This window comes from Kitasatospora sp. NPDC051705 (genome assembly GCF_044453265.1).
Taxonomy (GTDB): domain Bacteria; phylum Actinomycetota; class Actinomycetes; order Streptomycetales; family Streptomycetaceae; genus Kitasatospora.
Map to the genome: position 1 here is coordinate 452,093 of NZ_JBITCO010000002.1, position 21,422 is coordinate 473,514.

The following is a 21,422-nucleotide window of genomic DNA, read 5'->3' on the forward strand; positions in this document are numbered from 1 at the left end:
CTTCGGGGTTTTTCTCGCCCCCTCGGCGACAGAGAGAACATTACCAGGGTTCTGGAGTGCTTCTCACCTGCGTTTCCCCGGTGCCGGTCGCGCTCCCGGGGCGCCCGGGCCGGTCGGGAGGTCCGACTGGCTGGGACGGGTCGCCAGGGCGCGCGAACCGCGGCCGAAGCGGTGCCGAGCGCGAAGGAAACGGTCGGCCCCGGTGGCGGGCGCGGTCGGATCCGGCCGGAAGCGGTCCGACACGGGCAAGTTGTCGACGGTGCCGTGGTGCCGCCGACGCCTCTCCTAGCCTCTGTGGACCGAGGGCGCCATGAGCGGAACGCCTGATTCCCGGGTCGCGGACATCCCCGGGTAGCGGACGAAGGGCGGCTGGACGTGGAGCAGATGAGCGGGGCGGCGAAGGCAGGTCCGAGACGCGGCGCCCCGGGCCGCGCTCCGGTGGCCCCCGTGGAGGGCGTGTGGCGCTTCCCGGTGCCGGCGGCCGAGTCCTCGGTGCCGCTCACCCGGCACGCGGTGCGCGACCGCCTGCTGGCGCAGGGGATGGCCGGGGTGCGCTACCAGGAGCTGGTGGACGACCTGCTGCTGATCGTCTCGGAGCTGGTGGGCAACGCGGTGACGCACGCCGCCGAGCTGTCCCCGGAGGTGACCACGGAGCTCTCGGTCCGCCGGGGCTGGGTGCGGGTGTCGGTCGAGGACGGCGACCCGTACCGACCGAAGGCCCTGGAGAGCGACACCGGCCGCACCGGGGGCCGGGGTCTGCTGTTGGTGAAGAGCGTGACGCTGCAGGCCGGCGGGGTGTGCGACGTGGAACGGACCGGGGAGGGCGGCAAGGTCATCTGGGCCTCGCTGCCCATCCCCCCGGAGCTCGACGAGGACTGAGGCGGCGGCCCGCCCCCGGACCCGCCCCGCAACCGACCGGACCCGCGCCACAACGGACCGGGGCCCCGCCCCACAGCGGACCGGGGCCCCGACGAGCGGGTCCCGGCCGGCCACCAGTCCCCGACCGGCTACCAGTCCCGACCGGCGATCTCCCGGATCCCCGGCAGCGCCCCCTCGAGGACGGTGTCGAACCAGACCGAGAAGGGCCGCTCGGCCCGCAGCTCCCGCAGCTCCTGCGCGGTCACGAAGGCGAAGTCCTCGACCTCGTCCGGGTTGGGCGTGACCGGAGCGGTGACGAGCCCCACGAACAGGTGGTTCCACTCCCGCTCGATCAGCCCGGAGGCCTCGTCCGGGAGGTCGTAGCGGACGGTCCCGGCCTCGCAGAGCAGCGCCGGTGCGACGCCGAGCTCCTCCGCGGTGCGGCGGGCGGCGGCGACGAACGGCGGTTCGTCGGGGTAGGGGTGGCCGCAGCAGGTGTTCGACCAGACACCGGGGGAGTGGTACTTGCCGAGTGCCCGCCGCTGGAGCAGCAGCCGCCCCTGGCGGTCGAAGAGGAAGACGGAGAAGGCGCGGTGCAGCCGGCCCGGCTGCTGGTGCGCCCAGTGCTTCTCGGCGGTGCCGATGGTGTTGCCCTCGTCGTCCACGAGCTCCAGCAGGATCTCGGTGCCGGTGGCGTCGCCGGTCCCGGCCGAGATCCCCCGGGCGACCGCCACGTCGGTCTCGACGTCCAGACCGGTGTCGATCTCGGAGTCGAAGTGGGTCGGGTTGGTCGGGTCGGTCGGCAGACTCTGGGGCATGAGGCCTCTTTCGGGAGCGGGAGCAACGGGGGCATCGGGTGCGTCCGGTACACCGGTTGCATCGGACGCAGCGGGGGCACCGGCGCCGGCGTCGGGCTCCAGTCTGCCGTATGGGTGGCGGTCGGTAGGGGTCCCACGCACAACCGGGCGGATCATGACCGCAGGGAGGCCGAATCCGGGCGGAGACGGGCACGGGCCGGCCCCGGAAGGGGCCCTGGAATAGCAGGACTGTTCGGTAGGCGTTCGAATTGCGTTCGATCGACGCTCCGCCATCCTCCCGTCACCTCCCGGCCCCCCGGCCGCGTTCGGGCTGGTCGCCCCGGTCGCCTACCATCACTTACGACACGGTGCCCGCATCTGCGACGGCACCGGCGCGCCGACTCGCGGCCCGGCCGGACGGGGGAGACCCGGACGGGGACGGGCCCGGGAGCCGGACGGGACCGGCGCGCCGGGCCCGGCCGGAGGGCCCCGGACGCAAGCCGGTGCCCCGGCACGCCCGCGCACCGCACGACGGATCAGGAGACCCCGCATGATCGGCCTCGTTCTGGCAGCCGGCGCCGGCCGGCGGCTGCGCCCGTACACCGACACCCTCCCCAAGGCGCTGGTGCCGGTCGACGGGGAGCGGACCGTGCTGGACCTCACCCTCGCGAACTTCGCCGAGGTCGGGCTGCGCGACGCGGCGATCGTCGTCGGCTACCGCAAGGAGGCGGTGTACGACCGCAAGGACGCCCTGGAGTCCCGTTACGGCGTCAAGCTCCACCTGGTCGAGAACGACAAGGCCGAGGAGTGGAACAACGCCTACTCGCTCTGGTGCGCCCGCGAGCTCTTCACCGAGGGCCTGCTGCTGGCCAACGGCGACACCGTGCACCCGGCCTCGGTCCAGCGCACGATGCTGGAGGGCAACGCCCGCCTCGTCGAGGCGGGCCGGGAGCCCGGCATCCTGCTCGCCCTCGACACGGTGAAGAAGCTCGCCGACGAGGAGATGAAGGTGGTCGTCGACCCGGCCGCCGGGATGCGCCGCATCACCAAGCTGATGGACCCGGCCGAGGCCACCGGCGAGTACATCGGCGTGACCGTGATCAACCCGGCCGCCGCCGCCGACCTCACCGACGCGCTGCGCGCCACCTACGAGCGCGACCCGCAGCTGTACTACGAGGACGGCTACCAGGAGATGGTCGACCGGGGCCTGCGGATCGACGTGCAGCCGATCGGCGAGGTGTCCTGGGTCGAGGTCGACAACCACGAGGACCTGGCGAAGGCGCGGGAGATCGCGTGCCAGTACTGACCCGGCTGGTCCCGTCGCCGCTGTTCGTCGAGGTCCGCCCGGGCGCGCTGGACGCGCTCGGCGGCATCCTCGCCGACCAGCGGCTGTCGGCCTCGGGCCGGATCGCCGTGGCGATCAGCAACGGCTCGGGCGCGGCGATGCGCCGCCGCCTGGAGCCGGCCCTGCCCGGCGCCGACTGGTACAACGTGGACGACGGCAGCCTGGACAGCGCGGTGCGGCTGGCCGAGGCGATGCGCGGCGGGCACTACGACGCGATGGTCGGGCTCGGCGGCGGCAAGATCATCGACGCCGCCAAGTACGCGGCCGCCCGGGTCGGGCTGCCGCTGGTCGCGGTCGCCACCAACCTGGCCCACGACGGCATCTGCTCGCCGGTGTCCACGCTCGACAACGACGCCGGGCGCGGCTCCTACGGGGTGCCCAGCCCGATCGGCATCGTCGTCGACCTGGACGTGATCCGGCAGGCGCCGCCGCGCTTCGTGGCGGCCGGGATCGGCGACGTGGTCTCCAACATCTCGGCCTGCGCGGACTGGGAGCTGTCCCACGCGGTCACCGGCGAGCCGGTGGACGGACTGGCGGTGGCGATGGCCCGTTCGGCGGGCGAGAACCTGCTGCGGCACCCAGGAAACATTCAGGATCAGGACCTGCTGACAGCCCTCGCGGAAGCCCTGGTACTGTCCGGCATCGCGATGAACATCGCTGGCAGCACCCGGCCCTCCTCGGGCGCCTGCCACGAGATCTCGCATGCCCTGGACGTGCTGTACCCCAAGCGTTCCGCCCAGCACGGCGAACAGGTCGGCCTCGGCGCCGCGTTCGCCAGCTTCCTGCGGGGCGAGCGCGAGCTGACCGGTCTGATCGTGGAGCGCCTGGCGCGGCACGGACTGCCGGTGACCGCGGCTCAGATCGGCTTCACCGAGGCGGAGTTCACCGATGCGGTGCACTACGCTCCGAACACCCGCCCGGGGCGCTTCACCATCCTTGAGCACCTCGACCTCTCCCCTTCCGCAATCAGGGACGCGTACGCCGACTATGTCCAAGCCCTCAACAGCTGACCCCTCCACCGCGGGCGCCGAGCGGCCCCCGGTGGACCTGAGCCGCCGGCCCTCGATCGAGGAGCTGCGCGCGGTGATCCACCCGGAGGGCATGCTCCAGCGCCGCAGCGCCGAGCACTGGGCCGGGCGCCTGTACATGCGGAAGATCTCGCTGCGGATCACCCGCGTGCTGTCCACGGTGACGGCGATCACGCCCAACGGCCTGACCTACCTGATGATGTTCACCGGCATCCTGGCCGGTGCCGCGCTGGTGGTCCCGGGCATCGTGGGCGCCGTCCTGGGCGCCCTGCTGATCCAGGTCTACCTGCTGCTGGACTGCGTGGACGGCGAGGTGGCCCGCTGGCGCCGGCAGACCTCGCTCACCGGCGTCTACCTGGACCGGGTCGGCCACTACATGTCCGAGGCGGCCCTGCTGACCGGTCTGGGCCTGCGCGCCACCGACCTGCTGCACCGCGAGGGCGGCGGCTCGCACTGGGAGTGGGCGTTCCTCGGCACGCTGGCCGCGCTCGGCGCGATCCTGATCAAGTCCGAGACGGACCTGGTGGACGTGGCCCGGGCCCGCAGCGGTCTGACGGCGGTCGAGGACAGCGCCTCGGTGCCGCGCTCGTCCTCGGTGGCCAGGGCCCGCCGGGCGGCCTCCTTCCTGAAGTTCCACCGCCTGGTCGGCGCGGTCGAGGCCTCGCTGTTCATCCTCGCGGCCGGGGTCGCCGACGCCGTCCACGGGGGGCTGTTCTTCACCCGGGTCGCGGTGGTCGTGCTGGCCGCGATCGCCATGCTGCAGACCGTGCTGCACCTGCTGAGCATCGTCCTGTCCAGCAGGCTGCGATGAGCGGGCCCGGCGAGTCCGTCCTGGAGGGGGCGCATGAGCGAGCAGAACGAGGTGACCGGGTGAACGCCGGGACGGGTGCCCAGGGGTTCCGCCTCGGCGCCGTGATCATCACCATGGGCAACCGCCCCGCGGAGCTGGCCGCCCTGATCGAGTCGGTCCGCGCCCAGGAGGGCCCGGCCGTCGAGCTGGCGGTGGTGGGCCAGGGCGCCAAGCTGCCGCCGCTGCCCGAGGGCGTGCGCAGCGTGGAGCTGCCGGAGAACCTGGGCATCCCGGGCGGGCGCAACGTCGGCATCGAGCTGTTCGGCCGGGACGGGAAGGACGTCGACGCCGTCCTCTTCCTGGACGACGACGGGCACCTGCCGCGCACCGACTCCGCCCGGCTGCTGCGGGAGGCCTTCACGGCCGATCCGGGGCTGGGCATCGTGTCCTTCCGGATCGCCGACCCCGACACCGGCGTCACCCAGCGCCGTCACGTCCCCCGGCTGCGCGCGCGCGACCCGCTGCGCTCCTCCCCGGTGACGACCTTCCTGGGCGGCGCGAGCGCCGTGCGCTGCACGGTGTTCGAGCAGGCCGGGCAGCTGCCCGCGGAGTTCTTCTACGCCCACGAGGAGACCGACCTCGCGTGGCGTGCGGCGGACGCGGGCTGGGGCATCGACTACCGGGCCGACGTGGTGCTGCACCACCCCGCGACGTCGCCCGCCCGGCACGCCGCCTACTTCCACAACATCGCCCGGAACAGGGTCTGGCTCGCGAGGCGGAACCTTCCGGGCCTGTTGGTGCCTCTCTATCTGGGAACCTGGTTCCTGCTCACCCTGGCCCGCCGCCCCTCCTCGGAGGCGCTGAAGGCCTGGTGGGGCGGGTTCCGGGCAGGCTGGCGCGAACCCTGCGGTCCGCGGCGGCCGATGCGATGGCGTACCGTTTGGCGACTGACCAGGCTGGGCCGGCCACCGGTCATCTGATCGAATGATCGATCGCTGCGGTCGGTGGTCACACACCGGCCGGACTTCCCCCGTGATCCCAGTGGATCCCCATCGGCGCAAGGCCGGCGGACCCCCGTCGACCGGCCGCCCCGACCGATCCCGCGTGAAGGACGAATGTGTCGACAGTGAGTGAACCCGTCAGCCTCTCAGCCCCCAGGGGGGCGGACGCGGGCCTGACCCCCAAGCAGCTTGCGGACAAGTACGGCCTGTCGGTCAGCGGCAGACGGCCCGGCCTGATCGCCTACACCAAGCAGCTCTGGGCCCGGCGCCACTTCATCTGGGCCTTCGCCACCGCCCGCCTGGTGGCGCAGTACACCGACGCCAAGCTGGGCCAGCTGTGGCAGGTCGTGACCCCGCTGCTGAACTGCGCGGTCTTCTACCTGGTGTTCGGTGTCATCCTGGCGAGCAAGGACAACTTCCCGCCGGACACCTACATCGCCTGGCTCTGCATCGGCGTCTTCGTCTTCCAGTTCACCCAGAACGCCGTGCAGTCCGGCACCCGGGCGATCTCGGACAACCTCGGGCTGATCCGGGCGCTGCACTTCCCGCGCGCCTCGCTGCCGATCGCCTTCACGGTGATCCAGCTCCAGCAGCTGCTGATCTCGATGGTGGTGCTGGTCGCCACCGTGCTGATCAGCGGCATCGAGCCGGGCCGGACCTGGCTGCTGATCGTCCCGGCGCTGCTGCTGCAGATGATGTTCAACACCGGCATCGCCCTGGTGATGGCCCGGATCGGCGCCAAGACCAGTGACATCTCCCAGCTCATCCCGTTCGTGATGCGGGCCTGGATGTTCCTGTCCGGCGTGATGTTCAGCATCCAGGACAAGATCAGCACCTGGCCGCACTCCATCCAGGTGCTGATGCAGGTGAACCCGGCGTCGGTCTACATGGACCTGCTCCGGCACGCCTTCGCGCCGATCATCTACAACAAGCACCAGCCCCAGCACCAGGACCTCCCGCCGCACCAGTGGGCCTACGGCATCGGCTGGGCGGTCGTGATGTTCGTGATCGGATACGTCTTCTTCTGGAAGGCCGAGGAGGAGTACGGCCGTGGCTGACATCGACCTGAGCAAGACGGCGACCGTCCGCGACACCGACGTCGCCCGCGAGCCCACCGTCGTCGTCGACGACGTGCACATCGTCTACCGGGTGCACGGCGCCGGTTCCGGCAAGGGCAGCGCCACCTCGGCGCTCAGCCGCATCGTCAGCCGCAAGCGCGGCTCGGGCGTGCGCGAGGTGCACGCGGTGCGCGGCATCAGCTTCACCGCCTACAAGGGCGAGGCGGTCGGCCTGATCGGGTCCAACGGGTCCGGCAAGTCGACGATGCTCGCGGCCATCGCCGGCCTGCTGCCGACCGAGAAGGGCGGCATCTACACCAACGGCCAGCCCTCGCTGCTGGGCGTGAACGCGGCGCTGATGAACGAGCTCACGGGTGAGCGCAACGTCATCCTCGGCTGCCTGGCGATGGGCATGCCGCCGGCCGAGGTCCGGCGTCGCTACCAGGACATCGTCGACTTCTCGGGCATCAACGAGAAGGGCGACTTCATCTCGCTGCCGATGCGCACGTACTCCTCCGGCATGGGCGCCCGGCTGCGGTTCTCCATCGCCGCCGCGAAGACCCACGACGTGCTGCTGATCGACGAGGCGCTGGCCACCGGCGACCAGGCGTTCCAGCAGCGCAGCAAGAAGCGGATCGAGGAGCTGCGCCAGTCGGCCGGTACGGTCTTCCTGGTCAGCCACGACAACAGCTCGATCCGCGAGGTCTGCGAGCGGACGATCTGGATCGAGCACGGCGAGCTGGTGATGGACGGCCCGACCGAGGAGGTCGTGGGCCGCTACGAGCGCGGCGAGCGCCCGTAGCACCGAACGGTCCGGGGGGCCGGTTCCGGGGGTTCCCGGGGCCGGCCCCCCGCGTCGTGCCCGCCGCCGGTAACCCGGGTGGCCCGCCGCCGGCGGGGTGAGCGCCCCGTGCGCCGGGCGGGGCGCCCTTCTCCGGCGCGGCCCGTGGTGTCAGGCTGTAGGCGCGGGGGCGGTGTGCCGGACGTGACGCCCCTGCTCGGACGCGTGTCCGAGTCGGGCCGGTGGTGCCGAGCGGTGTAGAACGGGGGAGTGACAGCAGTGTCGGCTTCGGCCCAGCCCAGAGATACGTCGGTGAACCGGTCCGCGGGCCGGACCCTGGACAAGGCGGCCGCGGAGAACTTCCCGGTCGCGCCGTTCTTCCTGCCCGCGGCGTGGCGGGGCGACCTGATGGCCGTCTACGGCTTCGCCCGGCTGGTCGACGACGCCGGCGACGGCGACCTGGCCGGTCCGGCGGCCACCGCGGCCCTGCTCGGGGTCGACGGCGGGCCCGGCACCACCCCTTCGGCCCAGTCCGGCCCGCCGACCGCGCAGGAGACCGCCTTCCGCCTCGCCCTGCTGGACGGGCTGGAGCGCGACCTCGACCGGGTGTTCGAGACGGCCCTCCACCCGGGGACGGCCGACGGGCCCCGCCACCCGCTGATGCGCGGCCTCGTCCCGCTGGTCGACCGGCACGGGCTCACCCCGGAGCCGTTCCGCCGTCTGATCGAGGCCAACCGGGTGGACCAGACCACCACCCGCTACGCGAGCTACGACGACCTGATCGGCTACTGCACGCTGTCCGCCGACCCGGTCGGCCGCCTGGTGCTGGCCATCGCCGGCGTCTCCACCCCCGAGCGGATCGAGCTCTCCGACGCGGTCTGCAGCGCCCTCCAGGTGGTCGAGCACCTGCAGGACGTCGCCGAGGACCTCGCCCGCGGCCGGATCTACCTCCCGACCGAGGACCTCGACCGCTTCGGCGTCACCGAGGCCGACCTCGCCGCCCCCACCGCCTCCGGCCCGGTGCGCGAGCTGATCGCCTTCGAGGTGCACCGGGCCCGCACCCTGCTCGACCGCGGCGCGCCGTTGGTGGGTACGGTTCGGGGGAGGCTTCGACTGCTCCTGGCGGGATTCACCGCCGGCGGTTACGCGGCCCTGGCGGCCGTCGAGGACGCCGGGTACGACGTGCTCGCGCGACAGGCGAAGCCGGACAAGCGCCGCCTCGCAGCGAAGGCGGCGGCCATCTTCGCGAAGGGAAGGTGAACGCCCGCGTGGCGGCATCACCACTGGCGTCGGCCCAGGTCATGGCGGCGTACCGGTACTGCGAGGCAGTCACCGGACTGCAGGCGCGCAACTTCAGCTACGGCATCCGGCTGCTGCCGGAGTCCAAGCGGCTGGCCATGTCGGCCCTGTACGCCCTGGCCCGCCGGGTGGACGACATCGGCGACGGGGAGCTGCCGGCCGACCGCAAGGCGGAGGCGCTGCTGCGCACCCGGGAACTGGTGGACGAGGTCCGCGCCGGGGTGGTGGCCGACGACGACACCGACCCGATCAAGGTCGCCCTGGCCGACGCGGCCCGGCGCTTCCCGATCCCGCTGGGCGGCTTCGACGAGCTGATCGACGGCGTCGAGATGGACCTCAAGGGCGCCGAGTACCAGACGTACGAGGAGCTGAAGGTCTACTGCCGCTGCGTGGCCGGCGCGATCGGCCGGCTCTCCCTCGGCGTCTACGGCTGCGAGGACCCCGAGCGCGGGGCGCAGTACGCGGACACCCTGGGCCTGGCCCTGCAGCTCACCAACATCCTGCGCGACCTGCGCGAGGACGCCCTGAACGGCCGCACCTACCTGCCGAGCGAGGACCTCGCCCGGTACGGCTGCGAGGACGGCTTCGCGCTGCCCAGGCCGGCCGCGGGCGCCGACTTCGCCGGCCTGGTGGCCTTCGAGGCCGCCCGCGCCCAGGCCGCCTTCGAGGAGGGCCTGCGGCTGCTGCCCCTGCTCGACCGCCGCAGCCGGGCCTGCACCGCCGCGATGGCCGGGATCTACCACCGGCTGCTCGGCCGGATCGCCGCCGACCCCGAGTCGGTGCTGCGCGGCCGGGTCTCGCTGCCGGGCTGGGAGAAGGCGTACGTGGCGCTTTCCGGGCTCGCCGGGGGGCGTTCTTGATTCTCGTCCCAGTTCTGTCACGCTGTGTCAGCGGGGAATCACATGCGGGCCGAGCCGTGTCGACCGCGACCTGGCCGGCCGCGGTGACCGCCGCGGTGCGGTCCAGCGACGTCGAGGGGGAGGGCCGATGACCGGGCGAGCCGATGCCGCGCGCCCGGCCGCCGTCGTGGTCGGCGGCGGCCTGGCCGGGATCACCGCCGCGCTGCGGCTGGCCGAGGCCGGTCACCGGGTCACCCTCGCGGAGGGCCGCCCCCGGCTCGGCGGCCTCGCCTTCTCCTTCCAGCGCGGGGAGCTGGCCGTCGACAACGGCCAGCACGTGTACCTGCGCTGCTGCACCGCCTACCGCGGCCTGCTGGACCGGCTCGGCGCGACCCGGTTGGTCCACCTGCAGGAGCGGCTGGACGTCCCGGTGCTCTCCGTCTCCGGGTCCGAATCGGCCCCGGTGCGCACCCTCGGCCGGCTGCGCCGCTCCGGCCTGCCCGTGCCGCTGCACCTGGCCGGCAGCCTCGCCCGATACCCGCACCTCGGGCCGGCCGACCGCGCCCGGGTCGTCCGCGGCGCGCTCGCCCTGCAGGGCCTGGACCTCGCCGACCCCGCGCTGGACCGGATCTCCTTCGGCGAGTGGCTGCGCGGGAACGGGCAGAACACCGCCACCCTCGCCGCGCTCTGGGACCTCGTCGGGGTGGCCACCCTGAACGCCCGCGCCGACCAGGTTTCGCTGGCGCTGGCGGCGATGGTGTTCAAGACCGGCCTGCTCTCCAACCCCGGCGCCTCCGACATCGGCATGGCCGCCGTCCCGCTCGGCGTGATCCACCACGACCGGGCGCTCGCCGAACTGGAACGCGCCGGCGTGAAGGTGCTGCTGCGCACCCGTGTCGCCGGGCTCAAGCCGGCCGCGCCCCAGCACGCCGTCCTCCTGGAGGACGGCGAGCCGCTGGCCGCCGAGACGGTGGTGCTGGCCGGCGCCCAGGACACCGCGGCGGCCCTGCTGCCGCCGAACGCGATCCCCGGCCAGGACCGGCTGGACGGGTTCGGCACCGCGCCGATCCTCAACGTGCACGTGGTCTACGACCGCAAGGTGCTGCGCCGGCCGTTCTTCGCCGCGCTCGGCTCCCCGGTGCAGTGGGTCTTCGACCGCACCACCCACTCCGGCCTGGCCGGCACGGAGCTGGGGCGCAGCCACCCCGGAGCCCAGTACCTGGCGCTCTCGCAGTCCGCCGTCCAGGACGAGATCGACCTGCCGGTGGCCGAACTGCGCCGCCGCTACCTGCCGGAACTGGGCCGGCTGCTCCCGGCCGCCGCGGGCGCCGGGGTGCTGGACTTCTTCGTCACCCGCGAGCGCACCGCCACCTTCGACCCGGCACCCGGGAGCGCGGCGCTGCGCCCGTCGGCGGCGACGGGCGTCCCCGGCGTGCTGCTGGCCGGTGCGTGGACCGCCACCGGGTGGCCCGCGACCATGGAGGGCGCCGTGCGCAGCGGCCACGCCGCCGCCGACGCCGCCCTCGCCGCGGCCGGCGGCCGGATCCCGGCCGACCGGGGCGACGGGAGGTGGCCCCGGTGACGGCGGGCCCCGCCGCCGGAGAGCCCGCCAGAGCCGTTCGCTCCACCGTCGGCGGTACCGGCCGCCCCGGCCGTGGCGACAACGGCGACACTGGGACCAGCCCCACCGACACCGGCCCCACCGACACCACCCGCACCGACAGCGCACAGACCCGGCCGCCCCGTGCGGTCCGGCACCACGAGGGAGAGGGAACGCACGTGGAGTCACGCACCGGCATCGCCGTCGGAGGCACGGCGCACGCCGAACCGGTCTCGGTGCCGGAGCTGCTCGCCCGCAGCCGTACGCTCTGCACCCCGCCGCTGCGGGCCGCCGTCGCCCGTTTGGCCGCACCGATGGACACCGTCGCGGCCTACCACTTCGGCTGGATCGACCGCGACGGCACCGCCGTCAAGGGGGACGGCGGCAAGGCCGTGCGCCCGGCCCTGGCCCTGCTGTCCGCCCAGGCCACCGGAGCCCCGGCCGAGGCCGGCGTGCCGGGGGGCGTGGCCGTTGAACTGGTGCACAACTTCTCGCTGCTCCATGATGATCTGATGGACGGTGACGAGACCCGGCGGCACCGGGCCACCGCGTGGACGGTCTTCGGCCCGTCCCAGGCGATCCTGGTCGGCGACGCCCTGGCGACGCTCGGCACGGAGGTGCTGCTCGACGCCGCGGTGACCGGTGGCGCGAGCCCCGCCGACGCCGCGCGCGCCGTCCGGCTGCTCACCACGGCGACCCGCCGGCTGATCGACGGCCAGGCCATGGACGTCGCCTTCGAACAGCGCGACAGCGTGACCGTCGCCGAGTGCCTGGAGATGGAGGGCGGCAAGACCGCGGCCCTGCTGGCCGCCGCCTCGGCGATCGGCGCCGTCCTCGCCGGCGCCGACGACAAGGTCGCCGACGCCCTCCAGCGCTACGGCCACCACCTGGGCCTGGCCTTCCAGGCGGTGGACGACCTGCTCGGCATCTGGGGCGCCACCGAGGTCACCGGCAAGCCGCACTGGGGGGACCTGCGCCAGCGCAAGAAGTCCCTGCCGGTCGCCGCCGCGCTGGCCGAGGGCGGGGCCGCCTCGCGCCGGCTCGCCGGGCAACTGGCCGATCCGAAGGGCCGCGGCGAGGAGAGCGAGCCCGAGCTCGCCGCCCGGGCTGCCCTGATCGAGGAGGCCGGCGGCCGGGCCTGGACCCAGGAGGAGGCCCGCCGCCAGCACACGACTGCCCTCGCCGCCCTGGACGAGGTGCCCATGTCCGACGAGGTGCGCGAGCACTTCGTCGCACTCGCCGAATTCGTGGTGGTACGAGAGAGGTGACGTTACGTTGACAGCAACCGCGGACGGCCGGCTCGACCCTGAGTACGATCCCGAGCCGGTCGCGGTGGGCGACCGCCCCCCGGCGCTGTCGGGCGCCGGGCGGTGGCGGCCCGAGGACGGCGAGCAATCCGGGCCGGCCGACGGGGCGGGCCCCGTACCGGCCGACGCGCGGGAGGCCCTGGCCCGCGCCACCACCCACCTGCTCTCGCTGCAGAGCTCCGAGGGCTGGTGGAAGGGGGACCTGGAGACCAACGTCACCATGGACGCCGAGGACTTACTGCTCCGGCAGTTCCTCGGGATCCGGACCGAGGACCAGACCAAGGCCACCGCCGAGTGGATCCGTTCCCAGCAGCGGGAGGACGGCACCTGGGCCACCTTCCACGGCGGGCCGCCCGAACTGTCCACCACCGTCGAGGCGTACGTCGCCCTCAAACTGGCCGGCGACGACCCGGGCGCCCCGCACATGCAGGCCGCCGCGCGGTACGTGCGCTCCGCCGGCGGCATCGCGGCCGCCCGGGTCTTCACCCGGATCTGGCTCGCGCTCTTCGGCTGGTGGCCGTGGGAACGGCTGCCCGAGATGCCGCCCGAGATCATCTTCCTGCCCAGGTGGCTGCCGCTGAACATCTACGCCTTCGGCTGCTGGGCCCGCCAGACCATCGTCCCGCTCACCATCGTCTCGGCCCACCGCCCCGTCCGACCGGCGCCCTTCCCGCTGACCGAGCTGCACACCGACCCGGACGACCCCTACCCCCACCGGCCGCTCGCCCCCGCCACCAGCTGGGACGGCCTCTTCGAACGCCTCGACAAGGTCCTGCACGCCTACCACCGGCGGGCCGTGCGCCCGCTGCGCCGGCTCGCCGTCTCCCAGGCCTGCCGCTGGATCATCGAACGGCAGGAGGCCGACGGCTGCTGGGGCGGGATCCAGCCGCCCGCCGTCTACTCGCTGATCGCCCTGCACCTCGAGGGCTATGAGCTGGAACACCCGGTGATGCAGGCCGGACTCTCCTCCTTCGACCGCTTCACCGTGCACACCGAGGACGGCCGGCGCTGGCTGGAGGCCTGCCAGTCCCCGGTCTGGGACACCTGCCTGGCCACCATCGCCCTGGTCGACGCCGGACTGCCGGCCGACCACCCGGCGCTGGTCTCGGCCGTCGACTGGATGCTCCAGGAGGAGATCCGCAAGAACGGCGACTGGTCCGTCCAGCGGCCCTCGCTGGCCCCCGGCGGCTGGGCCTTCGAGTTCGAGAACGACACCTACCCCGACATCGACGACACCGCCGAGGTGGTCCTCGCGCTGCGCCGGGTCGCCCACCCCGACCCGGCCAAGGTCGAGGCCGCGGCGGAGCGCGGCGTGCTGTGGAACCTCGGGATGCAGTCCAAGAACGGCGCCTGGGGCGCCTTCGACGTCGACAACACCAGCACGCTGCCCAACAAGCTGCCGTTCTGCGACTTCGGCGAGGTGGTCGACCCGCCCTCGGCCGACGTCACCGCCCACGTGGTGGAGATGCTCGCCGAGACCGGCCGGGCCCGCGACCCCCGCACCCGGCGCGGCGTCGAGTGGCTGCTGCGCAACCAGGAGGCGGACGGCTCCTGGTTCGGCCGCTGGGGCACCAACTACATCTACGGCACCGGCTCGGTGCTGCCCGCGCTGGCCTCGGCCGGCGTCCCGGACGAGCACCCCGCCGTCCGCCGGGCCGTCCGCTGGCTGGAGGACCGGCAGAACACCGACGGCGGCTGGGGCGAGGACATGCGCTCCTACGAGGACCCGGCCCGCTGGGCCGGGCGCGGCGACTCCACCGCCTCGCAGACCGCGTGGGCGCTGATGGCGCTGCTCGCGGCCGGCGAGGGGCCGGACGGCCGGGCCAACCCGGCGGTGGAGCGCGGCGTGGACTGGCTCGTGCGCACCCAGCTGCCCGAGGGCACCTGGGACGAACCGCAGTTCACCGGCACCGGCTTCCCCTGGGACTTCTCCATCAACTACCACCTCTACCGGCTGGTCTTCCCGGTCACCGCACTCGGCCGCTACCTGCACGGCAACCCGGTGATCGGCCGGGGCGACGGCGGGGCCCCGGCGATCGGGGCGACGCGGTGACCACCGCACCCCTGCTGGTCCTCTGCGCGCTGGGCCCCGAGGTCTGGGCCCTGCGTGGCGGGGACTGGCGCGGAGCGGCGGGCGGGCCACCGGTGCTGGTGCGCACCGGCATGGGCCGGCGCCGCGCCGCGCTCGCCGTGCGCGGGCTGCTCGACTCCGCCCCGGGCGGGTACGGCGCGCTCGTGGTGGCCGGCTTCGGCGCCGCGGTCGGCCCCGGCGTGCTGCCGGGGGACGTCGTGGTCGCCGACGGCGTGCGCGACGCGGAGGGGCACCTGTACCCGGTCGACTCCGGTCCGGAGCTCGCCCGGGCCCTCAAGGAGCAGGGCCTGGCCGTGCACACCGGGGTGCACCACACCGCCGACCACGTGGTCCGCGGCCTGGAACGCCGGGCCCTGCACCTGCAGGGCGCGCTCGCCGTCGACATGGAGGCGGCCGCGGTGCTCGCCGCGCTGCGTGAGCGGCGGCCGGCCCTGCCCGCCGCCGTCCTGCGGGTCGTGGTGGACACCCCCGAGCGCGAGCTGCTGCGGCCCGGCACCCTCCCGGCCGGGGCGCGCGCCTGGCGGACCCTGCGGGCGACCGTCCCCGCCCTCGTCGACTGGTACCGGCAGGAGGCCCGGCCGGCCCCCGCCGAACCGAACCACCCCACATCCTCGACGCTCCCCCAGGAGGCGAGCTAGCCATGGCCATGCCGTTGCGCCAGACCGTGCGGGTCGGCACCTACCTCATGCAGCAGAGGCTGCTCAAACGGCGGGAGAAGTTCCCGCTGATCGTCGAGCTGGAGCCGCTGTTCGCCTGCAACCTCGCCTGCGAGGGCTGCGGCAAGATCCAGCACCCGGCGGGCGTCCTGAAGCAGCGGATGCCGGTCGCCCAGGCCGTCGGCGCGGTCCTCGAGTCGGGCGCGCCGATGGTCTCGATCGCCGGCGGCGAGCCGCTGATGCACCCGCAGATCGACGAGATCGTCCGACAGCTGGTGGAGCGCCGCAAGTACGTCTTCCTCTGCACCAACGCGCTGCTGCTGCGCAAGAAGATCGACAAGTTCCGGCCCTCGCCGTACTTCACCTGGGCCGTGCACATCGACGGCCTGCGCGAGCGGCACGACGAGTCGGTCGCCAAGGAGGGCACCTTCGACGAGGCGGTGGCGGCCATCAAGGAGGCCAAGCGGCGCGGCTTCCGGGTCACCACCAACAGCACCTTCTTCAACACCGACACCCCGCAGACCATCATCGAGGTGCTGGACTTCCTCAACGACGAGCTCAAGGTCGACGAGATGATGATCTCCCCGGCCTACGCCTACGAGAAGGCCCCCGACCAGGAGCACTTCCTCGGCGTCGACCAGACCAGGGACCTCTTCCGCAAGGCCTTCGCCGGCGGCAACCGGCGCCGCTGGCGGCTCAACCACAGCCCGCTCTTCCTCGACTTCCTGGAGGGCAAGGCCGACTTCGAGTGCACTCCCTGGGGCATCCCCAACTACTCGTTGTTCGGCTGGCAGCGGCCCTGCTACCTGATGGCCGACGGCTACGTGCCCACCTACCGCGAACTCGTCGAGAAGACCGACTGGACCAAGTACGGCCGCGGCAAGGACCCGCGCTGCGCCAACTGCATGGCGCACTGCGGCTACGAGCCGACCGCCGTCCTCGCCACCATGGGCTCGCTCAAGGAGTCGCTGCGCGCCATCACCGAGACCGTCGGCGCCGACCGAGGCCGCTGAACGGGCGGTCCGCGCACCCCGCGGACCGCCACCCGGCCCGGGCCCGCCGCCCGGGCCGGCCCCGCCCCCGCCGGGCGGCGGCACCACCGCACCACTCCGAGTCGTGAGGTGTACCCATGTCACTGCTCTCCAGCGTCACGTCCCCGGCCGAGCTGCGGAAGCTTCCGGCGGCCGAACTCCCGCTGCTCGCCGACGAGATCCGCGCCTTCCTGATCGACGCCGTCACCCGCACCGGCGGACACCTCGGACCCAACCTCGGCGTGGTGGAGCTGACCATCGCCCTGCACCGGGTCTTCGACTCCCCCTACGACCGGATCGTCTTCGACACCGGCCACCAGAGCTACGTCCACAAGCTGCTCACCGGCCGCCAGGACTTCTCCCGGCTGCGGATGAAGGGCGGCCTGTCCGGTTACCCCTCGCGCCGCGAGTCCGAACACGACCTGGTCGAGAACTCGCACGCCTCCACCGCCCTGTCCTACGCCGACGGCCTCGCCAAGGCCGCCCGACTGCTCGGCCAGCACGACCGGCACACCGTCGCGGTGATCGGCGACGGCGCGCTCACCGGCGGGCTCGCCTGGGAGGCGCTCAACAACATCGCCGAGGCCAGGGACCGGCCGCTGGTCATCGTCGTCAACGACAACGAACGCTCCTACGCCCGCACCATCGGCGGCCTCGCCAACCACCTGGCCACCCTGCGCACCACCCAGGGCTACGAGCGCTTCCTCGCCCTCGGCAAGGGGGCGCTGCAGCGCACCCCGCTGGTCGGGCAGCCGATCTTCGACGCCCTGCACGGCGCCAAGAAGGGCTTCAAGGACGCCTTCGCCCCGCAGGGCATGTTCGAGGACCTCGGGCTGAAGTACCTCGGCCCGATCGACGGCCACGACGTCGGCGCCGTCGAACAGGCGCTGCGCCAGGCGCGCGGCTTCGGCGGGCCCGTCATCGTGCACTGCCTGACCGTCAAGGGGCGCGGCTACCGGCCCGCCGAACAGGACGAGGCCGACCGCTTCCACGCCGTCAACCCGATCGACCCCTACACCTGCCTGCCGATCAACCCCAGCAGCGGCGTCTCCTGGACCTCGGTCTTCGGCGACGAGCTGGTCGCGCTCGGCGCCGAGCGGCCGGACCTCGTCGCGATCACCGCCGCGATGCTCCAGCCGGTCGGCCTCGCCCGCTTCGCCAAGGCCCACCCGGAGCGTACCTTCGACGTCGGCATCGCCGAGCAGCACGCCGTCACCAGCGCCGCCGGCCTGGCCACCGGCGGCCTGCACCCGGTGGTCGCGGTCTACGCGACCTTCCTCAACCGGGCCTTCGACCAGGTCCTGATGGACGTCGCCCTGCACCGGCTCGGCGTGACCTTCGTCCTGGACCGGGCCGGGGTCACCGGCAGCGACGGCGCCTCCCACAACGGCATGTGGGACATGTCCGTCCTGCAGGTCGTCCCCGGACTGCGGCTCGCCGCCCCGCGCGACGCCGACCAGCTGCGCGCCCAGCTGCGCGAGGCCGTCGACGTGGCCGACGCCCCCACGGTCATCCGCTTCCCCAAGGGGAACATCGGCCCCGGCGTCCCCGCGGTCGAGCGGATCGGCGGCGTCGACGTCCTGCTGCGCACCGGGCCGGCACCGGAGATCCTGCTCGTCGCCGTCGGCACCACGGCCGCCGCCTGCCTGGACGCCGCCCGGCTGCTGCTCGCCGAGGGGTTCACCGCGACCGTGGTCGACCCGCGCTGGGTCAAGCCGGTCGACCCGGCACTGGCGCGGCTCGCCGCCGCCCATCGGCTGGTCGTCACCGTCGAGGACAACGGACGCACCGGCGGCGTCGGGGCCGCCACCGCCCAGGCGCTGCGCGACGCCGACGTGGACGTGCCGGTGCGGGTGCTCGGCCTGCCGCAGGAGTTCCTCGGCCACGCCGCCCGCGGGGAGATCCTGGAGGAGGCCGGCCTGACCGGCACCGGGGTCGCCGCCCAGACCGCCGTCTTCGCGAAGACCCTGCTGCCGAACCGAGGAGCGAACCAGCGCCATGCCGGCTGAACCCGACCGCCCCGCCTTCGACCTCGCCGCCCTGATCGCCGAACGCGGCGCCGAGCGCTACGAGCTGCACGGCCGCTACCTCAACCCGCAGCTGCCGCGGATGCTGCACACCATCGGCTTCGACAAGTACTACGAGCGCGCCGAGGGCCCGTACTTCTACGACGCCGAGGGCAACGAGTACCTCGACATGCTGGCCGGCTTCGGCATCTTCGCGCTCGGCCGCCACCACCCGGTGGTGCGCTCGGCGGTGCAGCAGGTGATGGACCTCGACCTGCCCGACCTGGTCCGGTTCGACTGCTCGCCGCTGCCCGGACTGCTCGCCGAGCGGCTCCTCTCGCACGCGCCCGGACTGGACCGGGTGTTCTTCGGGAACAGCGGCACCGAGGCGGTGGAGACCGCGCTCAAGTTCGCCCGGTACGCCACCGGCCGGCGCCGGATCCTCTACGCCGACCACGCCTTCCACGGTCTGACCGCCGGTTCGCTCTCGGTCAACGGCGAGAGCGGGTTCCGCAAGGGCTTCGACCCGCTGCTGCCGGACACCGCCATCCCGCTCGGCGACCTCGGCGCACTGGCCAAGGAGCTGAAGCGCGGGGACGTCGCGGCGCTGATCGTCGAACCGATCCAGGGCAAGGGCGTCCAGGCTCAGCCGCCCGGCTGGCTGGGCGCCGCGCAGGCCCTGCTGCACGAGCACAAGGCGCTGCTGATCTGCGACGAGGTGCAGACCGGCATCGGCCGCACCGGCGCGTTCTTCGCCTACCAGCACGAGGAGGGCGTGCTGCCCGACCTGGTCTGCGCGGCCAAGGCGCTGTCCGGCGGGTACGTGCCGGTGGGCGCGACGCTCGGCAAGGGCTGGATCTTCGAGAAGGTGTACTCCTCGATGGACCGGGTGCTGGTGCACTCGGCCAGCTTCGGCGCCAACGCCCAGGCGATGGCGGCCGGACTGGCGACCCTGGAGGTGATGCGCGAGGAGAAGGTGGTGGAGAACGCCCGCCAGGTCGGCGACCGCTTCCGGGAGCGGCTGGCCGAGCTGGTCGACCGGTACGAGCTGCTCGCCGAGGTCCGCGGCCGCGGGCTGATGATCGGCATCGAGTTCGGCCGGCCCAGGTCGCTCAAGCTGCGCACCGGATGGACCGCCCTGCAGGCCGCGCGCAAGGGGTTGTTCGCCCAGATGGTGGTCGTCCCGCTGCTCCAGCGCCACCGGATCCTCACCCAGGTGTCCGGCGACCACCTGGAGGTGATCAAGCTGATCCCGCCGCTGATCATCACCGACCGGGACGTGGACCGGTTCGTGGCCGCGTTCACCGACGTCATGGACGACGCGCACCGGGGGACCGGTCTGATGTGGGACTTCGGGCGGACCCTGGTCAAGCAGGCGGTCGGCAACCGCTGAGCAGGACGCCTGGACCGGCGGGCGAGGTGCGCGGAACGGGACACCGGGATCGGCGGGCGAGGTGCGCGGAACGGGACACCGGGATCGGCGGGCGAGGTGCGCGGAGTGGGAAGTCGGGCGGGCCGACTTCCCACTCCGTGGGAGACACCGCGTCAGAGCTCGGTCCGGCGTCGCCGGATGACCACCACGAGATCGACGGCGGCGAACAGGGTGAGCAGCCCGCAGGCGATGGCGAAGCCGGTGAGCGTCCCCCGGCTGGGGGCGCCGTAGGCGGGGGAGGCCGCCGCCCAGACCGCGAAGCCCACCGTGGCCAGCGCGAACAGCGGAGTGAAGGTGAGCGAGAGCAGGTAGCGGAGCTTGAGGTCGCTGCGGGCGGTGGACGGTTCGGTGCCGCTGCGCCAGCGCCGCCGGGGCGTGGTGATGGTGGTGCGCATGCCCTTTCACCTCCGGACCGCGTGGGTGCGGGCTACGATTCCAGCGTACGTCCGAGGGGGGAACGGGGAGGCGTGATGACGGGGTCGGACACGGCGGGCACGGACGCCGAGGGCTACGCGGGCCTGCGGATCGAGCGGGCCAGGGAACTGGCCCGGCGGCATGGCTGGGCGTCGGTCCGGGTGCTCGAACCCGGGGCGATGACGACCATGGACCACCGCGAGGGGCGGCTCAACCTCGCGGTGCGCGACGGTCTGGTCGAGCGCAGCTGGGAAGGCTGACCGCCGGGTGGGGCCGGCCGCCCCGGCGCCGGGCGAGCCGTCGTTCGGCGGCGGTCACCAGGGGTTCCGCCAGGGGCAGCGAGAGCAGCACCAGTAGTCCGGCGGCCCAGCCGGCCAGGACGTCGGTGACCCAGTGGGTGCCGAGGTAGACCGTGGTCAGGCCGATCGAGCAGGCGGTGGCCGCGGCGAGCACGGCGCCGGTGCGCCGCCAGCGGACCGCGAGGTAGGCGAGCACGCCCCAGGTGACGACGGCGTTCGCGGTGTGACCGGACGGGAAGATGGTGCCGCCGGAGAACAGCTCGGGCGAGCCGACGTACTGGGCGTAGTGCGGGCCCAGCCGGCCGGTGACGATCTTGACCGCGCCGACCGTGACGTTCAGCAGGAGCAGGGCGACGGCCATCACCAGCAGCGGGCGCAGCCGCCCCAGCCGGTGGGCGCGCCAGGCGAGCCAGGCGAAGGCGGCGACGGCGGAGGGGCCGCGCTGGCCGGCGACCACCCAGGTGTCGAGCAGCGGTTCCAGGCTGGGCCAGTGCGCGTAGGGGCGGAACAGGCGCACGTCCCAGTCGAGGTCGACCAGGGCGGTGTTGAGCAGGACACCGGCCAGGACCAGCAGGTAGGCGCCGCAGGTGGCGGCCAGGAGGGCGGCCTGCCGGCGGCCCATCGGCGGCCAGCCGGGCTCGTCGCGGTCCGTCCGGCGGCGCAGGTCCGGGTGGGCGGTGAGCTGCTCCGGCCCCTGGTCCGGACGGGGCGCGGGGGTACTCGGGGCTTGCACGGGGGTGACCTTACCCAGCCGGCCGAGCCCATTCCGGGGGTTATTGTCATTTACCC

At 73.5% G+C, this 21,422-nt stretch carries 20 protein-coding genes; 17 read left to right on the forward strand and 3 right to left on the reverse strand.

The window, feature by feature from the left end; genetic code table 11:
• Positions 1–384 precede the first annotated feature (384 nt).
• Complete coding sequence (locus ACIA8Q_RS04540; RefSeq protein WP_360210778.1) at positions 385–879, forward strand: ATP-binding protein; 495 nt, start codon at positions 385–387, stop codon at positions 877–879.
• Positions 880–1,007: 128 nt separating this feature from the next.
• On the opposite strand, the gene idi is transcribed toward ACIA8Q_RS04540, so the two are convergent.
• A complete protein-coding gene (idi, locus tag ACIA8Q_RS04545) occupies positions 1,008–1,676 on the reverse strand; it encodes an isopentenyl-diphosphate Delta-isomerase (RefSeq protein WP_387897388.1) in 669 nt (222 codons plus the stop codon).
• A 529-nt stretch (positions 1,677–2,205) separates the two neighbouring features.
• Here idi and ACIA8Q_RS04550 point away from each other — a divergent pair.
• The 15 genes from ACIA8Q_RS04550 (at position 2,206) to ACIA8Q_RS04620 (ending at position 19,881) form a co-directional block, all read left to right on the forward strand.
• Positions 2,206–2,961 (forward strand): phosphocholine cytidylyltransferase family protein, encoded by a 756-nt coding sequence (locus ACIA8Q_RS04550; RefSeq protein WP_360210706.1) that lies wholly within the window; start codon positions 2,206–2,208, stop codon positions 2,959–2,961.
• A complete protein-coding gene (locus ACIA8Q_RS04555; RefSeq protein ID WP_360210708.1) occupies positions 2,949–4,010 on the forward strand; it encodes an iron-containing alcohol dehydrogenase family protein in 1,062 nt (353 codons plus the stop codon). The genes ACIA8Q_RS04550 and ACIA8Q_RS04555 overlap by 13 nt, the downstream gene beginning before the upstream one ends.
• A 91-nt stretch (positions 4,011–4,101) precedes the next feature.
• A complete protein-coding gene (locus tag ACIA8Q_RS04560) occupies positions 4,102–4,839 on the forward strand; it encodes a CDP-alcohol phosphatidyltransferase family protein (RefSeq protein WP_360210780.1) in 738 nt (245 codons plus the stop codon).
• Between the two features lie 113 nt (positions 4,840–4,952).
• The gene (locus tag ACIA8Q_RS04565) at positions 4,953–5,798 is read left to right on the forward strand and encodes a glycosyltransferase (protein ID WP_360210782.1); all 846 of its coding nucleotides are present in this window, start codon (positions 4,953–4,955) and stop codon (positions 5,796–5,798) included.
• 137 nt (positions 5,799–5,935) lie between these two features.
• Positions 5,936–6,877: an ABC transporter permease gene (locus ACIA8Q_RS04570; protein ID WP_360210710.1), complete on the forward strand. Its 942-nt coding sequence runs from the start codon at positions 5,936–5,938 to the stop codon at positions 6,875–6,877.
• A complete protein-coding gene (locus tag ACIA8Q_RS04575; protein ID WP_360210712.1) occupies positions 6,870–7,679 on the forward strand; it encodes an ABC transporter ATP-binding protein in 810 nt (269 codons plus the stop codon). The genes ACIA8Q_RS04570 and ACIA8Q_RS04575 overlap by 8 nt, the downstream gene beginning before the upstream one ends.
• 258 nt (positions 7,680–7,937) lie before the next feature.
• Positions 7,938–8,918 (forward strand): squalene synthase HpnC, encoded by a 981-nt coding sequence (gene hpnC / locus ACIA8Q_RS04580; protein ID WP_396316767.1) that lies wholly within the window; start codon positions 7,938–7,940, stop codon positions 8,916–8,918.
• Positions 8,919–8,959: 41 nt separating this feature from the next.
• Positions 8,960–9,817, forward strand: coding sequence for a presqualene diphosphate synthase HpnD (hpnD, locus tag ACIA8Q_RS04585; RefSeq protein WP_360210784.1), 858 nt, complete (start codon positions 8,960–8,962; stop codon positions 9,815–9,817).
• 127 nt (positions 9,818–9,944) lie between these two features.
• Entirely contained in the window at positions 9,945–11,378 is a 1,434-nt protein-coding gene (gene hpnE, locus ACIA8Q_RS04590) for a hydroxysqualene dehydroxylase HpnE (protein WP_396316753.1), read from the forward strand.
• Between the two features lie 197 nt (positions 11,379–11,575).
• Positions 11,576–12,664 (forward strand): polyprenyl synthetase family protein, encoded by a 1,089-nt coding sequence (locus ACIA8Q_RS04595; protein WP_387897395.1) that lies wholly within the window; start codon positions 11,576–11,578, stop codon positions 12,662–12,664.
• A 7-nt stretch (positions 12,665–12,671) separates the two neighbouring features.
• Positions 12,672–14,756 (forward strand): squalene--hopene cyclase, encoded by a 2,085-nt coding sequence (gene shc / locus ACIA8Q_RS04600; RefSeq protein WP_360210718.1) that lies wholly within the window; start codon positions 12,672–12,674, stop codon positions 14,754–14,756.
• Positions 14,753–15,433: a 1-hydroxy-2-methyl-2-butenyl 4-diphosphate reductase gene (locus tag ACIA8Q_RS04605; RefSeq protein ID WP_360210720.1), complete on the forward strand. Its 681-nt coding sequence runs from the start codon at positions 14,753–14,755 to the stop codon at positions 15,431–15,433. Before shc ends, ACIA8Q_RS04605 begins: the two co-directional genes overlap by 4 nt.
• Before the next feature lie 2 nt (positions 15,434–15,435).
• Entirely contained in the window at positions 15,436–16,464 is a 1,029-nt protein-coding gene (gene hpnH / locus ACIA8Q_RS04610; protein WP_360210722.1) for an adenosyl-hopene transferase HpnH, read from the forward strand.
• A gap of 116 nt (positions 16,465–16,580) precedes the next feature.
• Positions 16,581–18,491 carry a 1-deoxy-D-xylulose-5-phosphate synthase gene (gene dxs, locus ACIA8Q_RS04615; RefSeq protein ID WP_387897399.1) on the forward strand — a complete coding sequence of 637 codons (1,911 nt, stop codon included), beginning with the start codon at positions 16,581–16,583 and terminating at the stop codon, positions 18,489–18,491.
• Positions 18,481–19,881 carry an aspartate aminotransferase family protein gene (locus ACIA8Q_RS04620; RefSeq protein WP_396316754.1) on the forward strand — a complete coding sequence of 467 codons (1,401 nt, stop codon included), beginning with the start codon at positions 18,481–18,483 and terminating at the stop codon, positions 19,879–19,881. Before dxs ends, ACIA8Q_RS04620 begins: the two co-directional genes overlap by 11 nt.
• A 152-nt stretch (positions 19,882–20,033) precedes the next feature.
• Here ACIA8Q_RS04620 and ACIA8Q_RS04625 read toward each other — a convergent pair whose 3' ends face one another.
• Positions 20,034–20,315, reverse strand: coding sequence for a DUF6343 family protein (locus ACIA8Q_RS04625; protein WP_360210728.1), 282 nt, complete (start codon positions 20,313–20,315; stop codon positions 20,034–20,036).
• Positions 20,316–20,390: 75 nt separating this feature from the next.
• Here ACIA8Q_RS04625 and ACIA8Q_RS04630 point away from each other — a divergent pair, with 75 nt between their 5' ends.
• Complete coding sequence (locus ACIA8Q_RS04630; RefSeq protein WP_360210730.1) at positions 20,391–20,594, forward strand: I78 family peptidase inhibitor; 204 nt, start codon at positions 20,391–20,393, stop codon at positions 20,592–20,594.
• On the opposite strand, the gene ACIA8Q_RS04635 is transcribed toward ACIA8Q_RS04630, so the two are convergent.
• The gene (locus tag ACIA8Q_RS04635; protein WP_387897405.1) at positions 20,545–21,366 is read right to left on the reverse strand and encodes a phosphatase PAP2 family protein; all 822 of its coding nucleotides are present in this window, start codon (positions 21,364–21,366) and stop codon (positions 20,545–20,547) included. The two genes, ACIA8Q_RS04630 and ACIA8Q_RS04635, sit on opposite strands and share 50 nt — an antisense overlap.
• Between the last annotated feature and the right edge of the window lie 56 nt (positions 21,367–21,422).

What these genes read in the sequence shown, in the direction of transcription:
- dxs (WP_387897399.1), top strand. Translation starts at nt 16,581, where the DNA reads ATGTCACTGCTCTCCAGCGTCACGTCCCCGGCCGAGCTGCGGAAGCTT.
- ACIA8Q_RS04565 (WP_360210782.1), top strand. Translation starts at nt 4,953, where the DNA reads ATGGGCAACCGCCCCGCGGAGCTGGCCGCCCTGATCGAGTCGGTCCGC.
- ACIA8Q_RS04625 (WP_360210728.1), bottom strand. Translation starts at nt 20,315, where the DNA reads ATGCGCACCACCATCACCACGCCCCGGCGGCGCTGGCGCAGCGGCACC.
- ACIA8Q_RS04550 (WP_360210706.1), top strand. Translation starts at nt 2,206, where the DNA reads ATGATCGGCCTCGTTCTGGCAGCCGGCGCCGGCCGGCGGCTGCGCCCG.
- ACIA8Q_RS04560 (WP_360210780.1), top strand. Translation starts at nt 4,102, where the DNA reads ATGCTCCAGCGCCGCAGCGCCGAGCACTGGGCCGGGCGCCTGTACATG.
- hpnD (WP_360210784.1), top strand. Translation starts at nt 8,960, where the DNA reads ATGGCGGCGTACCGGTACTGCGAGGCAGTCACCGGACTGCAGGCGCGC.
- hpnH (WP_360210722.1), top strand. Translation starts at nt 15,436, where the DNA reads ATGGCCATGCCGTTGCGCCAGACCGTGCGGGTCGGCACCTACCTCATG.
- ACIA8Q_RS04630 (WP_360210730.1), top strand. Translation starts at nt 20,391, where the DNA reads ATGACGGGGTCGGACACGGCGGGCACGGACGCCGAGGGCTACGCGGGC.
- ACIA8Q_RS04540 (WP_360210778.1), top strand. Translation starts at nt 385, where the DNA reads ATGAGCGGGGCGGCGAAGGCAGGTCCGAGACGCGGCGCCCCGGGCCGC.
- ACIA8Q_RS04620 (WP_396316754.1), top strand. Translation starts at nt 18,481, where the DNA reads ATGCCGGCTGAACCCGACCGCCCCGCCTTCGACCTCGCCGCCCTGATC.
- hpnE (WP_396316753.1), top strand. Translation starts at nt 9,945, where the DNA reads ATGACCGGGCGAGCCGATGCCGCGCGCCCGGCCGCCGTCGTGGTCGGC.
- idi (WP_387897388.1), bottom strand. Translation starts at nt 1,676, where the DNA reads ATGCCCCAGAGTCTGCCGACCGACCCGACCAACCCGACCCACTTCGAC.